Annotated in this window: 16 protein-coding genes and 1 tRNA gene; 12 read left to right on the top strand and 5 right to left on the bottom strand. The window is 69.4% G+C overall.

Annotation, left to right across the window (positions count from 1 at the left end; all coding sequences use genetic code 11):
• Positions 1–51 precede the first annotated feature (51 nt).
• The 8 genes from ABD727_RS13420 to ABD727_RS13385 are packed head-to-tail and all read left to right on the top strand — an operon-like array spanning position 52 to position 5,557.
• Complete coding sequence (locus ABD727_RS13420; protein ID WP_344707893.1) at positions 52–951, top strand: heme o synthase; 900 nt, start codon at positions 52–54, stop codon at positions 949–951.
• Positions 948–1,079 carry a hypothetical protein gene (locus tag ABD727_RS13415; RefSeq protein ID WP_344707892.1) on the top strand — a complete coding sequence of 44 codons (132 nt, stop codon included), beginning with the start codon at positions 948–950 and terminating at the stop codon, positions 1,077–1,079. The genes ABD727_RS13420 and ABD727_RS13415 overlap by 4 nt, the downstream gene beginning before the upstream one ends.
• Positions 1,076–1,639, top strand: coding sequence for a cytochrome c oxidase assembly protein (locus ABD727_RS13410; RefSeq protein WP_344707891.1), 564 nt, complete (start codon positions 1,076–1,078; stop codon positions 1,637–1,639). Before ABD727_RS13415 ends, ABD727_RS13410 begins: the two co-directional genes overlap by 4 nt.
• Before the next feature lie 43 nt (positions 1,640–1,682).
• Complete coding sequence (locus tag ABD727_RS13405) at positions 1,683–2,513, top strand: cytochrome c oxidase subunit 3 (protein ID WP_344707890.1); 831 nt, start codon at positions 1,683–1,685, stop codon at positions 2,511–2,513.
• Entirely contained in the window at positions 2,501–2,869 is a 369-nt protein-coding gene (locus ABD727_RS13400; protein ID WP_344707889.1) for a DUF983 domain-containing protein, read from the top strand. Before ABD727_RS13405 ends, ABD727_RS13400 begins: the two co-directional genes overlap by 13 nt.
• Positions 2,866–3,477 (top strand): SURF1 family protein, encoded by a 612-nt coding sequence (locus ABD727_RS13395; protein WP_344707888.1) that lies wholly within the window; start codon positions 2,866–2,868, stop codon positions 3,475–3,477. Before ABD727_RS13400 ends, ABD727_RS13395 begins: the two co-directional genes overlap by 4 nt.
• Complete coding sequence (locus ABD727_RS13390; RefSeq protein ID WP_344707887.1) at positions 3,474–4,700, top strand: M16 family metallopeptidase; 1,227 nt, start codon at positions 3,474–3,476, stop codon at positions 4,698–4,700. The genes ABD727_RS13395 and ABD727_RS13390 overlap by 4 nt, the downstream gene beginning before the upstream one ends.
• Positions 4,697–5,557 (top strand): class I SAM-dependent methyltransferase, encoded by an 861-nt coding sequence (locus ABD727_RS13385; RefSeq protein WP_344707886.1) that lies wholly within the window; start codon positions 4,697–4,699, stop codon positions 5,555–5,557. Before ABD727_RS13390 ends, ABD727_RS13385 begins: the two co-directional genes overlap by 4 nt.
• Here ABD727_RS13385 and ABD727_RS13380 read toward each other — a convergent pair.
• From ABD727_RS13380 to ABD727_RS13370, 3 genes are read right to left on the bottom strand one after another with little or no spacing between them, the layout of a single operon-like run.
• Entirely contained in the window at positions 5,554–6,216 is a 663-nt protein-coding gene (locus ABD727_RS13380; protein WP_344707885.1) for a heme exporter protein CcmB, read from the bottom strand. The genes ABD727_RS13385 and ABD727_RS13380 overlap by 4 nt on opposite strands.
• On the bottom strand, positions 6,189–6,740 hold the full coding sequence (ccmA, locus tag ABD727_RS13375) for a heme ABC exporter ATP-binding protein CcmA (protein ID WP_344707884.1): 552 nt from the start codon (positions 6,738–6,740) through the stop codon (positions 6,189–6,191). The genes ABD727_RS13380 and ccmA overlap by 28 nt, the downstream gene beginning before the upstream one ends.
• Positions 6,740–7,141, bottom strand: coding sequence for a metallopeptidase family protein (locus tag ABD727_RS13370; RefSeq protein ID WP_344707883.1), 402 nt, complete (start codon positions 7,139–7,141; stop codon positions 6,740–6,742). Before ABD727_RS13370 ends, ccmA begins: the two co-directional genes overlap by 1 nt.
• A gap of 93 nt (positions 7,142–7,234) precedes the next feature.
• Between ABD727_RS13370 and ABD727_RS13365 the strand changes: the two genes are divergently transcribed.
• The 3 genes from ABD727_RS13365 to ABD727_RS13355 all read left to right on the top strand — a co-directional run bounded on the left by ABD727_RS13365 (position 7,235) and on the right by ABD727_RS13355 (position 10,049).
• A complete protein-coding gene (locus tag ABD727_RS13365; protein ID WP_344707882.1) occupies positions 7,235–7,951 on the top strand; it encodes a TylF/MycF/NovP-related O-methyltransferase in 717 nt (238 codons plus the stop codon).
• A 66-nt stretch (positions 7,952–8,017) separates the two neighbouring features.
• Positions 8,018–8,108: transfer RNA gene (locus ABD727_RS13360), tRNA-Ser, on the top strand.
• Between the two features lie 21 nt (positions 8,109–8,129).
• Entirely contained in the window at positions 8,130–10,049 is a 1,920-nt protein-coding gene (locus ABD727_RS13355) for a TonB-dependent receptor plug domain-containing protein (RefSeq protein WP_344707881.1), read from the top strand.
• Here ABD727_RS13355 and ABD727_RS13350 read toward each other — a convergent pair.
• Together ABD727_RS13350 and ABD727_RS13345 are read right to left on the bottom strand one after the other, a co-directional pair.
• Positions 10,046–11,944, bottom strand: a complete 1,899-nt coding sequence (locus tag ABD727_RS13350) for a M1 family metallopeptidase (RefSeq protein WP_344707880.1) — start codon at positions 11,942–11,944, stop codon at positions 10,046–10,048. The genes ABD727_RS13355 and ABD727_RS13350 overlap by 4 nt on opposite strands.
• A gap of 53 nt (positions 11,945–11,997) precedes the next feature.
• Positions 11,998–12,582 (bottom strand): HD domain-containing protein, encoded by a 585-nt coding sequence (locus ABD727_RS13345; protein ID WP_344707879.1) that lies wholly within the window; start codon positions 12,580–12,582, stop codon positions 11,998–12,000.
• Between the two features lie 126 nt (positions 12,583–12,708).
• Here ABD727_RS13345 and ABD727_RS13340 point away from each other — a divergent pair, with 126 nt between their 5' ends.
• Positions 12,709–13,878, top strand: a complete 1,170-nt coding sequence (locus ABD727_RS13340) for a sensor histidine kinase (RefSeq protein WP_344707878.1) — start codon at positions 12,709–12,711, stop codon at positions 13,876–13,878.
• Positions 13,879–13,896 lie beyond the last annotated feature (18 nt).

The following is a 13,896-nucleotide window of genomic DNA, read 5'->3' as shown; positions in this document are numbered from 1 at the left end:
GGGACCCCGGCTTCCGCCGGGGGACATCATGACCTATATGCCCGCCGCATCATGAGCACCGCCGTCTCCACCCGCGACCTCCCGGCCGACTGGCGCGACCTGTTCGCGCTGACCAAGCCACGGGTGATGAGCCTGGTGGTGTTCACCGGCCTGTGCGGACTGCTCGCGGCCCCGGTCACGATGCACCCGGTCCTTGCCTTCACCGCCGTGCTCTGCATCGCGCTCGGCGCTGGCGGAGCCGGGGCGCTCAACCAATGGTATGAAGCGGACCTCGACGCCAAGATGAAGCGGACGCAAGGCCGGCCGCTGCCGGGCGGTCGGCTCAGCCCCCAGACCGCGCTGCAATTCGGAGTCGGCCTGAGCGCGGGAAGCGTGGTTCTGATGGACCTCGCCGCCAATCACCTCGCGGCGGCAATCCTCGCCTTCTCCATCTTCTTCTACGTCGGCATCTACACCGTCTGGCTCAAGCGCCGGACACCGCAGAACATCGTCATCGGCGGCGCGGCAGGCGCCTTCCCGCCGCTGATCGGCTGGGTCGCGGCGACCGGCGAGCTGGCGCTCCTGCCGGTGCTGCTGTTCCTGCTCATCTTCCTCTGGACCCCGCCGCATTTCTGGGCGCTGAGCCTGTTCGTCCGCTCCGACTATGCCGCGGCGGGCGTGCCGATGCTTCCGGTCGTGTCGGGCCCGACCCACACGAGGCGGCAGATCGCGCTCTACACGCTGCCGATGGCGGCCTGCGCGGTGGCGCCCTGGGCGCTCGGGCTGACCGGCGCCATCTACGGCCTCACGGCCGCCTTGCTCAGCCTGCTGTTCGTCGGGCTTAGCCTGATGGTGCTGGCCAACAAGGCGACCGAGCCGGCCGGCATGAAGCCGGAGAAGAAGCTGTTCGCTTTCTCCATCCTCTATCTGTTCGCCTTGTTCGGAGCCCTGGTCTTGGATCGTTTCCTGTGAGTGCGCCCGAGGACGAGGTGATCCGGGCGCGGCAGCGCAAGGCGGCGCGGGTGACCGCGATCCTCCTCTTCGCCTTCATCGCGCTGACCTTCGCCATCACCATCGCGAAGCTGACGGTGAACCGGTGACGGCCGCGAGCGCCGAACTCGCTGTCCGCAACCGCAAGGTCGCGGCGCGGGCGGTGCTGTTCGTCATGTTCATGGTCGGCGTCGCCTTCGCCAGCGTCCCGCTCTACCGGATCTTCTGCCAGGTGACGGGCTTCGGCGGGACCCCGATGCGTGCCGCGCTCGCGCCGGGCGGCCAGACCGCGCTAGCCCCGGTCGGAGTGCGCTTCGACGCCAACATCAATCCCGCGCTGCCTTGGGAGTTCAAGCCCGGGACCAACACGGTCAAGGTCGTTCCGGGCGAACGGATCGTCACTTATTATTCGGCGAAGAGCCTGGTCGCTCGGGCGACCACGGGAAGCGCGACCTTCAACGTCTCGCCGGCGGCGGCCGGACAATATTTCAGCAAGCTCGAATGCTTCTGCTTCACCGAGCAGACGCTACGCGGCGGGCAGCGGGTCGAGATGCCGGTGGTGTTCTTCGTCGACCCCAAGATCCGGACCGATCCTGCGACCAGTCACATCGAGGAAATCACCCTCTCCTACACTTTTTATCCCGTAGAAAAGCCCGGCCAACCCGGCTAGAGCGCCATCCACGTTCGTCATTCACGCGCTACTCCGAGGACCCATGGCCGCGACCCGCAACCATCCCTACCACATCCTTCCGCCGAGCCTGTGGCCGCTGATCGGGAGCTTCTCGGCGCTGGCGCTGACCGCCGGCGGCGTGCTGTGGATGCACGACAATCCCTACGGCCGCTTCGTGCTCCTTGCCGGGCTCGCGGGCGTGCTGCTGACCATGTTCAGCTGGTGGCGCGATGTCGTCCACGAGAGCCGCGCGGGCGACCACACGCCGATCGTCCAGCTGCACCTGCGCTACGGGATGATCCTGTTCATCGCCTCGGAGGTGATGTTCTTCCTCGCCTGGTTCTGGGCCTTCTTCGACAACGCGCTCTTCCCGAGCGCGGTTGAGAGCGTCGGCGGCGTCTGGCCGCCCAAGGACATGCCGGTCATCAATCCGCTCGGCTTTCCGCTTCTCAACACGCTGATCCTGCTCTGCTCGGGCACGACGGTGACCTGGGCCCACCACAGCCTGATCAACGGCGACCGTGACGGGCTCAAGAAGGGCCTTCTCGCGACTATCGCGCTCGGCATCGTGTTCAGCGCGATCCAGGCCTACGAATATGCGCATGCGCCGTTCGGCTTCGTCAGCGCCAGCGGCGGCAACGTCTACGGCTCGACCTTCATGATGGCGACCGGCTTCCACGGCGCGCACGTGCTGATCGGGACCATCTTCCTGATCGTCTGCTACGTTCGCGCCGTGAAGGGCGACTTCACCCGCGAGAAGCATTTCGGCTTCGAGGCGGCGGCCTGGTACTGGCACTTCGTCGACGTGGTCTGGCTGTTCCTGTTCATCTCCATCTACCTGTGGGGTGGATGGGGTGCCGAGTGGCACGGCTGAGCGGGCTGAAGGGACCGGCGGGCCAGTGGCTCGCCGGCACCTGCCCCCGATGTTGCAAGGGCCGGCTGTTCGCCGGCCCTGTTCGTTTCCGCGACCGCTGCGAGTCCTGCGGGCTCGACTTCACCCAGTTCAACGTCGGTGACGGCCCGGCCGCTTTCCTCATCCTGATCGTCGGTGCGATCCTGGTCGTCGGTGCGCTCCTGCTCGATGCCGCCGCCGAGCCGCCTTTCTACGTCCATCTCGTCTGGCTTCCGCTCGGGCTCGGGCTGACGCTCGGCGGGCTTCGTCTGGCCAAGGCGTGGCTGCTCGGCGCCGAATATCGCAACGCCGCGCGCGAGGGACGGCTGGTCCCGTGACGCGCCTTCCGATCCTGGCGACGCTGGTGGTGGTCGCGGCGGTCGCGGCGATGGTCGCGCTCGGTTTCTGGCAGCTTGGGCGGGCAAGCGAGAAGGAAGCGCTGCTCGCCCGCTACGAAGCAAATTTGCGCAGCGCTCCACTCGAAGTGACCGACCGGGTCGACCTCGACTCCGACCTGTTCCGACGGGCGCGAACCATCTGCGGCGGCGGGCCTCGTCCGACGCGGATCGAGGGTGCCGGCAAATTCGGTTTCCGCCTGCTCGCCGATTGCACGGCGATGGACGGCGGGCGAACGCTGGTCGTCCAGCTCGGCACGACCCCGCGGCCTGCTACCGGCGCCAGGTGGAACGGCGGACCGGTCGCGGGTTACCTCACTCCGGCACCCGACAAGCGCTCGGTGCTCCGGCGCGGCTTCGACCATGCGGTGCCGGACCCGATGATCGTCGCCGATCCCCCGCTCGCCGGCCTGTCGGCCAACCCCGCCCCGAGCCTTGCCGAAGTGCCCAACAATCACCGCAGCTATGCATTCCAGTGGTTTGCCTTCGCCGTCAGTGCGCTCATCATCTATGGTCTGGCGCTTCGCGGCCGGAGGAAGGGACGAGCGTGAGCCGGATCAGTCATCTCGCCAATGGCGTGACCGTCATCAGCAGCCCGATGGCCGGTCTCGAGACCGCTAGCGTCGGTCTGTTCGTCGACGTCGGCTCGCGCCACGAGGAGGCGAGGCTGAACGGGCTCGCGCACCTGTTCGAGCATATGGTCTTCAAGGGTGCGGGCGGGCGCTCGGCGCGGGCACTGTCCGAGGCGATCGAGGACGTCGGCGGCGAACTCAACGCCTATACCGAGCGCGACTCGACGAGCTTCACCGCCGCGGTCCTCGCCGAGCATGTGCCGCTCGCGGTGGAGCTGCTCGGCGCGCTTGTGAGCCGGCCGCATTTCGAGGGCGCGGACCTCGCGCGCGAAGCCGAGGTGGTGCTCCAAGAGCTGGCCGAGGCCGAGGACACGCCGTCCGACATCATCTTCGACGAGCTGTGGGGCGCGGCCTTCTCCGGCCAGTCGCTCGGCCGCTCGATCCTCGGCAGCGAGGAGAGCGTTCGCTCGATCGGGCCGGCCGACCTGTTTGCCTGGCGCGACGACCATTATCGCGGGGGCTCCATCGTCCTCTCGGCCGCGGGGCGGATCGAGCATGATGCGCTGGTCGCGCTCGCCGAGACTCACCTCGGGGGGCTCGGAAGCGGTCGCTCGGAGCGGTCGGAGGCGGCGACTTTCACCCCGCGGCTGCGCCGCGCCCGGGCCAAGGCCGACCAGGCCCAGCTGACCGCCGGCTGGGCGGCGCCCGCGATCCGTGCCGAGAACCATCTGCCGGCGCGGCTGTTCGCCGACATCGCGGGCGGAGGTACCTCGTCGCGGCTGTTCCAGGCGGTGCGCGAAGAGCGCGGCCTCGCCTATACGGTCAGCGCCGGACTTCACGGCCACGAGGAGATCGGCCTGTTCTACGTCCATTCGGCGATGGCCCGGAATCAGGCTCGGGCGGCGCAGGGGCTGATCGACGAGGTGCTCCGCGAGACCGCCGCGACCCTCGACCAGCGCGAGCTCGACCGCGCCCGGACTCAGGTCCGCGCGGGGCAGGCGATGGGCCGCGAGACCCCGTGGGGGCTGGCGACCCTGGCGGCTCGGCAGTGGCTGATCCACGGGCGGCTGATCTCGCCCGACGAGCTGACCACGCGGCTTCAGGCGCTGGACGTCGAGACGGTCCGCGCGGCGGGCGCTGGGCTTCTCGCCGGGCGACGGGCGGAAGCGACCATCGGCCTTCCGGCGGCGAAGGCGGCATGAGCGGGCTCGAGACCATCGTCGCCGAGCCGTGGGCCGATTGGGGCCTGATCGACTGCGGCAACGGCGCCAAATATGAGCGCTATGGCCACATCCGCGTGGTCCGGCCCGAGCCGCAGGCGATGTGGGCGCCGGCGCGCGACGACTGGGACCCGGACGCGACCTTCGTGCCCGGCAGCGACGAGGATGGCGGCGGACGCTGGGTCCACCATCGGCAGGTCCCGAGAAGCTGGCCGCTAAGTCGCGACGGAGTGCGCTTCGAGGCCAGCCTGACGCCCTTCCGGCATCTCCAGTTCTTCCCCGACATGGCGCCTCAATGGGACTGGATGCGTGCGCGCGCCGAGGGGGCCGAGGTGATGAACCTGTTCGGCTACACCGGGGTCGGGACGCTCCTGCTGAGCGACGCGGGAGCCCGGCTGACCCATGTCGATGCGTCCAAGAAGAGCGTCGAGCAGGGCAAGAACAATGCGCACCTGGCCGAGCTCGACGAGCGCCCGATCCGCTGGATGATCGACGATGCGGCCAAGTTCACCGCGCGCGAGGTAAGGCGCGGGCGGCGCTATGACGGGATCCTGCTCGATCCTCCCAAGTTCGGGCGCGGGCCGACCGGCGAGACGTGGCGGCTGGAAGAGCATCTGCCCGGCCTGATCGAGGATTGCGCGCGGTTGCTCGACAAGGACAGCCGCTTCCTTGTGCTGACGGTCTATGCGGTCCGGATGAGTGCGCTCAGCATCGCCGAGCTGGTGCGGCAGAAGCTCGGGGCACTCGGCGGGACGGTGACCTGCGGCGAGATGGCGGTGCGCGAGGAAGCGCGCGGCCTGCTGCTCCCGACTGCCATCTTTGCCCGCTGGGCGCCCTAGGTCCGTCCCATCCGAAGCGCCGCGCCGGCGAGGAACGGCGTGCCGACGACAAGGAACAGGCTGACCGCGGCCTCGAGCGCAAGCGCGCCGGCGCGGGGGTCCCCGGCTGCCCCGGCGGCGAAGATCAGCAGCGGAATGGCGAGTGGCAAAAGGAGCAGCGCGGCGAGCGCCCCACTGCGCGGCAGGCCAGCGGTCAGGCTTGCGACCGCGACCGCGAGCGCGGCCAGCCCGGGCGTGCCGATGGCGAGGGTAAGGAGGGTTCGGCCAAGCGCCGCTCCGTCCATCCCGAGCAGGGCGGCGGCGGGAAGCGCGGCGAGCAGCAGCGGCGGCCCGAAGCTCAGCCAGTGAGCGACGAGCTTGGCAAGCGCGACCTCCTCCATCAGCAGTCCGCGGACGGCGAGCTGGTCGATGACTCCGCTGGCCCGGTCGGGTTCGATCAGCCGTTCGACCGGGAGCAGCGCAGCGGTCAGCGCCGCGACCCACAGCATCCCAGGGGCGATCCGGCCGAGCAGGCGCGGATCGGGGCCGACCGCGAACGGGACGAGCATGGCCACCAGCAGGAAGAAGGCGAGCGGAAGCCACGCTCCGCCGCCGAGCGAGCGGCGCAGGTCGCGCAGGATCAGGCGGACGATCAGCGGCCGAGCTCCAGCCGGCGCCACTCGCCGCCGAGCGGCTGGTGGGTCGCGACGACCACCGCCCCGCCCGCCTCGCGATGCTCGGCGATCAGGCGGTCGAGCGCCCGAGCGGATGGTGCGTCGAGCGCGTTCAACGGCTCGTCAAGCAGCCACACAGGAGCCTCGGCGCTTGCCGCGAGCGCGAGCGCGGCCCGCTTTCGCTGGCCCGACGAGAGGATCCGGACGGGCACCTCAGCGAGCGGGGCAAGGCCGAGTGCGTTCACTGCCGGGCTGATGTCTCCGGCGGCCCAGAAGGCAAGCGCCCGGGCAAGCGGCAGTTCGGGGTCGAGCGGGAGGCGCTCGTCGGCAAGGGCGAGTTGGGCTTGGCGATGAATGCGGCCCGCCGTGGGCGCGAGCAGTCCGGCAAGGCAGCGCAGAAGGCTCGACTTGCCGGCTCCGTTGGGACCGGTCACCGCGACGCCGTCGCTCGCGGCAAGGGCGAGGTCGAGCCCCTGAAACAGCAATCGTCCGCCGCGCTCCAGCGCCAGCCCCTCGGCGGCGAGATGCATCAGGCGCCTGCAGCCTGTTCGAGCAAGTGCATGTCCTCGTCGCTGAGCCCGAAATGGTGGCCGATCTCATGGACCAGGACATGGGTGACGAGATGCTCGAGGCTCTCGTTCGTCTCGCACCATTCGAGCAGGATCGGTGATCGGAACAGGAACACGCGGTCGGGGAAGCGCCCGCTCTCATCGAAGCTCCGTTCGGTGAGTGGCCGGCCGACATAGAGACCGGTGAGTTCATAGGGGTCTTCCATCCCCATTTCGGCGAGAGTCGCCTCGTCCGCGAATTCCTCGACGCTCAGCAGAACGCTGCGGGCGGTCGCCGCGAAGGGCTCGGGCAGGCGCTCCAGCGCCGTGCGCGCAAGCGCCTCGATTTCCTCGAGCGAGGGGGCCAGTCCGAACGGGCGCATAGGGCATGTCACTAGCGGGAAGGCGACCCCGACCCAAGGGCAAGTTGCCGAAGTGGGTGTAGACAATCCCGAACCCCGGCCTAGTTTTGCCCCATGAATGTGCTGCTTACCGCCAAGGCGCGTCTCAAGTCGCTGATCGGACGCCGACTGTCGCGTGATTTCCTCGAGAAGCTCACCGAGTACAACATCGCGGAAACCGAGCTCACTCTTGCGGGAGCGAAGCATCATCGCCCGCCGGGGAGCAGCTGGGCCGCGATCATCGAGCGTGGGCGCGAGAAGCTCTGGCAGGAAGCGCTGCCTGATCCCGAGACGCCGATCCTGCTGCTCGAGTTCGGCTCGTGGCAGGGCGAATCGATGCGCTACCTCGCCGGTCTCAACCGCCATTCCGACAGCTGCTTCCTCGGCTTCGACAGTTTCGAGGGACTGCCCGAGGACTGGCGCGGCATGGCGGCCGAGCGCTTCGACCAGGGCGGGGCGCTGCCGGTCGTCGACGATCCGCGAGTGCGTTTCGTCCGGGGCTGGTTCCGCGACAGCGTGCCACCCCTGCTCGACGAGCTGGAGGAGCTCGCGCGGGGCAAGCACCTGGTCGTCCACTATGACGCGGACCTTTATTCCTCGACCATCTTCCTGCTGTTCGCGCTGGGGTCGCGGTTCAAGGCCTACGACGTCATCTTCGACGAATTCTCCGGGCACGAGACGCGGGCGCTGTTCAACTACATGCAGGCGACCGGCGCGACCGCGCGCTTCTCGCACCGGCTCGACTGGCAGGGCTGGCCGCAGGTGGTCGCGGGACGGCTGGAGACGCCCTAGCCGCACGGCTTGTTCCCGGCGCACACAGGCCCTAAGGACCCGCCCGTCCAGGCATCACGGAAATGCGGAGCGGTGGCCGAGTGGTCGAAGGCGCTCGCCTGGAAAGTGAGTATACGGCAAAACCGTATCGAGGGTTCGAATCCCTCCCGCTCCGCCATTCGCCTGCCGTCAGGATCTCGTGATCGACCAGCCTTCGCCGCCGCCAATCGTCATTACCGCCCGCGCGCTTCCGCCGCTTGCGGGGGAGGCGGTGCAGGACGTGGTCGTGCTCGGCCGGCCGGCTCTGGAGCGGGCGCCCAGCCAGGCGCTCGAGGATATCGTCCGGGCGGTGCCGGGGGTGCAGCTGTTCCGCCGCTCGGGCGCGCGGAGCGCCAATCCGACGACGCAGGGCATCAGCGCGCGCGGGCTCGGGGGCAATGCCGCAAGCCGGATGGTGGTGCTGCTCGACGGCGTTCCGCAGGGCGATCCGTTCGGCGGCTGGCTGGTCTGGCCGTCGCTCGACGCCGCCGGGCTCGCCGAGGTGCGGGTGACCCGTGGCGGCGGCAACGTCACGGTCGGGCCTGGCGCGCTGGCCGGAGCGATCGAACTCGACAGCGACCGGACGCCGGGGCTGCGCGCGGCTCTCGACGGCGGGCTGCACGGAGCGGGCGAGGCACGGCTGGCGGCGGTCCACGGCGGAACCTCGCTTGCGGCCTGGGGCGGCACCGACGCGGGCTTCATCCCGGTGGTGGCGGAGGATCGCGGAGTGGCCGACCGGCGCTCGCCATTTGCGTATGGCGGCACCCGGCTTGGACTTCGCGCGGGGGCTTTCAGCGCGGCGGCGGCACTGTTCGCGGATCGGCGCGAGCGCGGACTTCCGGGTACCGCCAACGCCAGCCGCGGCGCAGACCTGTCGCTCCGCTGGCGCCGGGCGAACCGCGGCAGCGTCACCCTCTTCCACCAGGAACGGCGCTTCGAGAGCGCCTTCGCCAGCGCCTCGGCCGACCGATCGAGCGTCTCGCCGACCCTCAGCCAGTTCGTGCCGGCGAAGGCGACCGGGTGGAATGCGGAATGGCAGCCGCTGGCGACCCTCAGGCTCGGGACCGATGGGCGAGTGGCGCGGGGAGCATCGGAAGAGGAGGCAAGCTTTGTCGCCGGGCGTCCGACCCGGGACCGCGTGGCCGAGGGCCGGCAGGCGACTGCCGGCCTGTACGGCGACCTCACCTTGCCGGTCGGATCAGTGACGCTGAGCGGAGCCCTTCGGGTCGATCGCTGGTGGCTGCGCGGCCTGTCGCTCGAGGAGCGGAACCGGTCGACGGGCGCGCTCCTCCTGTCCGAACAGGCGCCCGACCGCGAGGGTACGGTGCCGAGCGGCCGCGTCGGTGCCCGGCTGCCACTCGGACGCGCGCTGACGCTTCGTGGCGCGGCCTATCTCGGGTGGCGGCTGCCGACACTGAACGAGCTGGTGCGGCCCTTCCGGGTCGGGCGCGACGCGGTGGCGGCCAATGCGGCGCTTAAACCCGAGCGGTTGCGCGGGATCGAGGCCGGGGCCGAGTGGAAACGGGGTCCGTGGAGCGCGTCGGCGACGCTGTTCGCCAATCGTCTGCGGAATCCGATCATCAACGTCACCCGCGGGACTGGACCCGGGACCTTCCCCGGCGTCGGTTTCGTCGCGGGTACCTACCGCCGGCGCGAGAATGTCGCTGCGCTCGACACGAAGGGCGTGGAGGCGGCGCTCGGCTGGAGCCGGGGCGATTGGCGCGCGAGCGGGACGCTGAGCATGGTTTCCGCGCACGTCCGGGACAGCGGGCCGCTCGACGGGCTGCGGCCGGCGCAGGTCCCGCGGCTCACCGCGACCGCCGAGATCGGCTGGCGCGAACTCGGGCTGCAGCTGCGCCATGTCGGCGCGCAGAATGAGGACGATCTTGGAACGCTCCGGCTGCCGGCCGCGACGACTCTCGACGCGAGCGCGTCATGGCCGCTGCGCGACGGGCTGGCGCTTCGGGTGCGAGGCGAAAATCTGACCAACGCGCGGGTGCTCGCCGCCCGCAGCGCCGACGGGATCGACGAACGCGCGACCCCGCGGCGACTGTGGCTCGGACTGACCCTTCGCCGCTAGTTGAGGCCGAGCTTGTCGAGCTCGGCGGTGACCAGCGGATGGTAGAGCGGGCGCGCCTGGCGATAGACCCGGACCGCGATCGGCCGGCCCCAGCTCCGGTCCTCGGCAAGCGTCTTGATCAGCGGCCGGACGAACTTGCGGCGGCCCTGGGCGGTGAGGAAGCGCTCGAGCGCGGGAACTGCGGGCTGGTAGCGGTTGGCGACGGCCAGCGTCAGCCAGGCGAACAGCACTTCGTTGTTGCCGGTTTCGTTGAGGCCGAAGCTGCGCTCGAGCGCGTCGAGCTGCGCCGGGCTCTGCTTTCGCGGCAGACGGGTGAGGAAGCGCAGACGCTCGTCGGTGGTCCAGCCGGTCCAGGCTGCCGAGGGGAGGGTGCCGCGTGCGGCGGCGGCGACCGCGGCATCGACCTCGGCGAAGGCCTGCGGATCGGCGGCGATCGTGTTGGTCGGAATTCCGGTGCCATAGACCCAGCGGTCGAGCTGGAGCCGCTGCTCCAGCGCGGCGTCGCCCCGCACCAGCTCGCGGCGGAGGTCGGCGAGGAACATCGCGCTGGTCACCGGCTGGAAGGCGTGGCGGTCGAACCAGCCGCGCAGGAAGGTGTCGAAGCGCTGCCGACCGACGTTGGCCTCGACCATGCGGAGGAAGGCCGAGCCTTTCTCATAGGCGATGTCGGTGAGGCCATCGTCGGGGTGGCGACCGCGAAGGTCGATCGCGAGCCGCGTGTCGGCGCCGGTCGGCCCGCCATTGTCCTGGATCGCGCTTTCGAGCGCGTCGATCCCGAGCGCGACCTGCTGGCGGGCGACCTTGGGTCCGTAGACCTCCTCGACAATCCGCCGCTCGGCGTAGGTGGTGGTGCCCTCGTTGAGCCAGAAGTCGGCCCAGGTGGCGTTGGTGGCGAGATTGCCCGACCAGCTGTGGGCCAGCTCGTGCGCGATCAGGCTGGTGAGGCTCTTGTCGCCGGCGATGAAAGTCGGGGTCAGGAAGGTTAGGGTCGGATTCTCCATCCCGCCGAAGGGGAAGGAGGGCGGGAGCACGATCATATCGTAGCGGCCCCAGCGATACTTGCCGAACAGCCGCTCGGCGGTCTCGACCATCTTCTCGGTGTCTTCGAGCTCGCGGGCGGCGGCCGGAAGGGTGACCGGCTCGGCCCAGACGCCGGTGCGCGCGCCGAGCGGCTGGAACTTGAGGTCGCCGACCGCGATCGCGATCAGGTAGGGCGCGACCGGCTCGGCCATCCGGTAGGTGAAGGTGCGGGTGCCCGGTCCGGCCAGCGGCCGAGCGCTAGCGGACGGAGCGCTCATCACCGCGGTCAGCGCCTCGGGGACGGTGATCCGCGCTTCCCAGGTCTGGCGGATTCCGGGACTGTCCTGCGTCGGGATCCAGCTGCGGTTGAAGATCGATTGGCCTTGGCTGAAGAGATAGGGCTGGCGCTTGCCCGCGGTCTGCGAGGGCTGGAGCCACTGGAGCGAGCCGTCGCCGGCGCTTCGATAATCGATCCGGATCCGCCGGGTGGTCGGCGCGAGCGCAATGCTCAGCGGACGCCCGAGCGCCTCGGTACCGGTCCCGAAATTGTAGGCGAGCGGCGCGTTGCTGTCGGCGTCGACAACCCGCGACACCTGATAGCCCTTGCTGTCGAGGACAATCTCGCGGGCGCTGGCCTGACGCTGGATGTCGAGCGTCGCGCTGCCGGCGACCTGGCGGGCAGCGAAGTCGACGGCGAGGTCGAGCGCGACATTGGTCACTCTCGCCTCGAGCGGCCGGGCGAAGCTGTGCGGGTCGACCGCGTCCGCCGTGGCGAGCACGGGGGCGATCTGGCGGGCACCGGTCACCGGGCCGGAAAGGCTCTGGCAGGCGGACAGGGCGACGGCGGAAGCGAGCAGGATGGCGAGGCGGGTCATGAAGGCTCCTTTGTGCAGAGCCCTGTAATGACAGGTGAATGAAGGCGATAGCGTCAGTCGACCGCCGACTTGTAGATACTGCTGAGCGGCGCCGCCATGACCCGGCGGACCATCGGCTCGAAGAAGTCGAGCGGGGCGCTGGCGAAGGCGGGATCGAAGGCGGCCTGGTCGTAGCGCTCGCAGAAGCGCGCGGTCGCCTCAAAGTGCGGGTGGCCGCGATAGGCCTCGCGCATGTCGCGATCCATGCCGAGGTGATGGAAGAAGTAATAGCCCTGGAAGATGCCGTGCTGGGCGGTGATCCAGTGCAGCTCCTCGCTCACGAACGGCTTGAGGATCGCCGCGGCGATGTCGGGATGATTGTAGCTGCCGAGCGTGTCGCCGATGTCGTGGAGGAGCGCCATAACGACATAATCCTCGCTCTCGCCGGCCTGGTGGGCGCGGGTGGCGGTCTGCAGGCTGTGCTGGAGCCGATCGATCGGGAAGCCGCCATAATCGCCGTCGAGCAGCCGAAGGTGGGCGAGCACCCGGTCGGGCAGGGCCTTGGCGAAGGGCGAGAAGTGGCTGGCGATGACCTGCCAGTCCTCGGCGGTGCCGTGCTCCATCGCGGTGAAGCTGGCGTGGGCGGGATGGTCGGTCATGGCTTCGACTCCTCGACCCATGGGATGGCACCCGCCGTCGCCCGTGGCAACGTCGCGGCGAGCGGTGGCTCGCAATGGCGGACGCCCGCCGCTATATCGCGCTGATGCTCAGCGGCTCGATCCGTCATGGCCAGCGATAGCGCGGCACTCCTCCAGCGGGTGGAGCCGCGATCGAAACGGGCACGTGCGCTGCAGCCGCGGTCGGGTCCGATCGCGCGCACGGTCGGGCTGGACGCGCCCTTCTTCGCCGACAAGAACCGCGCTTTCTGGGTGCTCCAGTCGGCGGGGTGGGCCGGCTACTTCATCCTCCGGACGCTGAGCGGGATCGCCAATGCGGTGCCGGCGATGTTCGTGGTCCACACGCTGCTGCTGACCGCGACCGGCTATTCGCTGACCTTGCTGCTCGCCTCGCTCTACCGCCGGCTGATCGTCATGAAGGCGCTCTACACGGTGATCCTGAGCCTCGCCGCGGTGGTGGTCGCCTCGGCCGCCTTCTCGGTCATCGAGACATGGAGCCATGCAACCTTCGTCCGGCCTGGAGCGAGCCCGGTGGGGGTCCAGCTGCTCGGCCCGATCCTGCTCAACTTCGCGCTGCTCGCGGCCTGGTCGGCGCTCTACTACGGGATCAACTATTACCTGCTGCTCGAGGAGGAGATCGACCAGCGTTCGCTGCTCGAGACCCAGGCGAGCTCGGCGCAGCTGGCGATGCTGCGCTACCAGCTCAACCCGCATTTCCTGTTCAATACGCTCAACTCGATTTCGACCCTGGTACTTCTGAAGCAGACCGAGCGGGCGAACGCCATGCTGGCGCGGTTGAGCAGCTTCCTGCGCTACACGCTGGCCAACGAGCCGACCGCGCAGGTGACGCTGGCGCAGGAGGTCGAGACCCTCAAGCTCTACCTCGAGATCGAGAAGATGCGCTTCGAGGACCGGCTCCGTCCGCACTTCCGGATCGAGGCCCAGACCATCGGCGCCCGGCTCCCGAGCCTCTTGCTCCAGCCGCTGATCGAGAATGCGATCAAATATGCGGTGACTCCGAGCGAAACTGGCGCCGATATCTGGCTGACGGCGATCCCCGATGGCGAAATGGTCCGGATCGAAGTGGCCGACAACGGCTCGGGCGGGCAGGACGCCTTGGTCGCCACGCAGAGCACCGGGGTCGGTCTGGCGAACACCCGCGACCGTCTGGCGCAAGCCTATGGTCAGCGGCATCGCTTTACGACCAGGACGAACGAACAGGGGGGTTTCAGCGTTATTGTGGAGATACCGCTCGACGCACGCCCGCTGGGCGAGTGACGGGCGGCCCAACCAGAA

The organism is Sphingomonas swuensis (assembly GCF_039538045.1).
Lineage (GTDB): Bacteria > Pseudomonadota > Alphaproteobacteria > Sphingomonadales > Sphingomonadaceae > Sphingomicrobium > Sphingomicrobium swuense.
The sequence above is the reverse complement of the archived record's forward strand: the minus strand, read 5'-3'. Positions and strand labels throughout refer to the sequence as shown.

Bases quoted from the DNA above. Each gene is read 5' to 3' on its own strand.
- ABD727_RS13420 (WP_344707893.1), top strand. From the start codon at position 52: ATGAGCACCGCCGTCTCCACCCGCGACCTCCCGGCCGACTGGCGCGAC.
- ABD727_RS13405 (WP_344707890.1), top strand. From the start codon at position 1,683: ATGGCCGCGACCCGCAACCATCCCTACCACATCCTTCCGCCGAGCCTG.
- ABD727_RS13385 (WP_344707886.1), top strand. From the start codon at position 4,697: ATGAGCGGGCTCGAGACCATCGTCGCCGAGCCGTGGGCCGATTGGGGC.
- ccmA (WP_344707884.1), bottom strand. From the start codon at position 6,740: ATGCATCTCGCCGCCGAGGGGCTGGCGCTGGAGCGCGGCGGACGATTG.
- ABD727_RS13370 (WP_344707883.1), bottom strand. From the start codon at position 7,141: ATGCGCCCGTTCGGACTGGCCCCCTCGCTCGAGGAAATCGAGGCGCTT.
- ABD727_RS13365 (WP_344707882.1), top strand. From the start codon at position 7,235: ATGAATGTGCTGCTTACCGCCAAGGCGCGTCTCAAGTCGCTGATCGGA.
- ABD727_RS13350 (WP_344707880.1), bottom strand. From the start codon at position 11,944: ATGACCCGCCTCGCCATCCTGCTCGCTTCCGCCGTCGCCCTGTCCGCC.
- ABD727_RS13345 (WP_344707879.1), bottom strand. From the start codon at position 12,582: ATGACCGACCATCCCGCCCACGCCAGCTTCACCGCGATGGAGCACGGC.
- ABD727_RS13340 (WP_344707878.1), top strand. From the start codon at position 12,709: ATGGCCAGCGATAGCGCGGCACTCCTCCAGCGGGTGGAGCCGCGATCG.